Genomic DNA, 2,500 nt, shown 5'->3' on the forward strand with positions numbered 1-2,500 from the left:
TTGAAATTGCGGTTAAGATGCCGTATATCCGCGGCTAGACGGAAAGACCCCGTGAACCTTTACTATAGCTTCGCAGTGGACTTTGATATTACTTGTGTAGGATAGCTGGGAGGCTTTGAAATCTGGACGCCAGTTCAGATGGAGCCAATCTTGAAATACCAGCCTGGTACTATTGAGGTTCTAACTCAGGTCCCTTATCGGGATCGAGGACATTGTGTGGTGGGTAGTTTGACTGGGGCGGTCTCCTCCTAAAGAGTAACGGAGGAGTACGAAGGTGCGCTCAGCATGGTCGGAAATCATGCATCGAGTATAAAGGCATAAGCGCGCTTGACTGCGAGACAGACACGTCGAGCAGGTACGAAAGTAGGTCTTAGTGATCCGGTGGTTCTGTATGGAAGGGCCATCGCTCAACGGATAAAAGGTACTCCGGGGATAACAGGCTGATACCGCCCAAGAGTTCACATCGACGGCGGTGTTTGGCACCTCGATGTCGGCTCATCACATCCTGGGGCTGAAGCCGGTCCCAAGGGTATGGCTGTTCGCCATTTAAAGTGGTACGCGAGCTGGGTTTAGAACGTCGTGAGACAGTTCGGTCCCTATCTGCCGTGGACGTTTGAGATTTGAGAAGAGTTGCTCCTAGTACGAGAGGACCGGAGTGAACGAACCTCTGGTGTTCGGGTTGTCATGCCAATGGCATTGCCCGGTAGCTACGTTCGGACAGGATAACCGCTGAAAGCATCTAAGCGGGAAGCCCCCTTCAAGATGAGATCTCACTGGGGCCTTGAGCCCCCTGAAGAGCCGTTCAAGACCAGGACGTTGATAGGCTGGGTGTGTAAGCGTTGTGAGGCGTTGAGCTAACCAGTACTAATTGCTCGTGAGGCTTGACCATATAACGCCAAAAGCGTTTGGGAAGCTGATAGATTAAGATACGACTGAAAAGTCACACGGATTAGAGCTTGTACAGCTCATCTCAAAGCAACACCGTTACAGGATTCTAATGACGCTTGAACTAACAAAGCGTTTAGTTCAATCGTTAGAGCAACCAGTTTTGCTTGGCGACCATAGCGAGATGGAACCACCCGATCCCTTACCGAACTCGGAAGTGAAACGTCTTAGCGCCAATGGTAGTGTGGGGATTCCCCATGCGAGAGTAGGTCATCGCCAAGCTTCAAATAAGAGACAGCCCCGATCATTAGTTTGGTCGGGGCTTTTTCGTTTTTGACGTTTAGGCCAGCGGATAAAAACAGACAACAAGCTGGCACGGTGGGAGACGCGTCCAGCGGCGATAAGGGCTCGGTGATCAGCATTGGATTAGCGTTGGATCGCGGGTCGTCTGGGTTATCGCTCTGGTGAGGTTCCTCACCTCACCCTACATTGTTTTGGTTTTTTGGCTGTTGCTGGCTAGGTAATAATATTTCTTGAAAATCAAAAGAAGAAAGCTATATTGCTTTTTAGGCTCAGGATGAGCCTATGGCATGGAAGGTACTTTCAGGAAGAAAGCTCGTACAGGATGGGCGATGATGTCACGGAGGTGATGGCCTTCCTGCTATGTTACAAGTTTATTTAGATAAGACTGGGCCGATAGTTCGAGTGTTCTGCTTGGAGCTTCTGTTTATTCATTTATGTTGTTATTAACAAACGCCTACGCTGTGCAGGGAATGTGAACTGAATAGGTAAGTTGTTTTTATAGATGTTATTAAAATCTCAGTCTTTTTCATCAAATTGACACTTTTTCGTGCTGGTCCTGTTGACTCCCTGCCTGTCCGGTGTAGAATGCGCCTCCTCGCTTGAGACAGCCACCGGAAACGGTTACTGAAACAAGTTGAGCTGTTCGATTAACCCATTGAAAGCACGGCGTTTAACGCAGGCTTTTAACAGCGAAAAATTGAACAGGAAGTCGCCGACTTCGTTTGAGGATTTGTTAAAAATTCTTAAACAAAATGGTTGACTTCATCAGGGTGTTGAGTAGAATACGCACCTCGCTTGAGACGGCGAAAGCGAATAGCTTTCGCAAAGTGGCTGAAGAATTCGGCCTGCATTTTCAAGCAACGCTCTTTAACAGATAGATCAGATAATTCGTGTGGGCGCTTGTTGAGATGAAGCACAAAAGCTTTATCAAAGTAAGCGACACATAAGTAAATTCATGAAGATGTTTTTATGCAAGTTGTTTAATGCTTTGAGCTAGATTTACAAGATATCATTTTCCGATATCTTTGATTTAAACTGAAGAGTTTGATCATGGCTCAGATTGAACGCTGGCGGCAGGCTTAACACATGCAAGTCGAGCGGTAACAGGGGTAGCTTGCTACCCGCTGACGAGCGGCGGACGGGTGAGTAACGCGTAGAAATCTGCCTGGTAGTGGGGGATAGCCCAGAGAAATTTGGATTAATACCGCATACGCCCTACGGGGGAAAGCAGGGGACCTTCGGGCCTTGCGCTATCAGATGAGTCTGCGTCGGATTAGCTAGTTGGTGAGGTAATGGCTCACCAAGGCGACGA

General features: G+C 48.1%; 3 rRNA genes (2 of these 3 running past the window's edge). All 3 read left to right on the plus strand.

From position 1 onward, the window contains the following. A 23S ribosomal RNA gene (locus AC0L4K_RS20050) occupies window positions 1-889 on the plus strand (it extends 2,004 nt beyond the left edge of the window). 162 nt (window positions 890-1,051) lie between these two features. Continuing rightward, window positions 1,052-1,167, plus strand: a 5S ribosomal RNA gene (gene rrf / locus AC0L4K_RS20055). 1,053 nt (window positions 1,168-2,220) lie between these two features. Continuing rightward, window positions 2,221-2,500 (plus strand): 16S ribosomal RNA (locus tag AC0L4K_RS20060); it runs 1,261 nt beyond the window's last position.

Source organism: Amphritea sp. GJ51-11 (assembly GCF_055808735.1).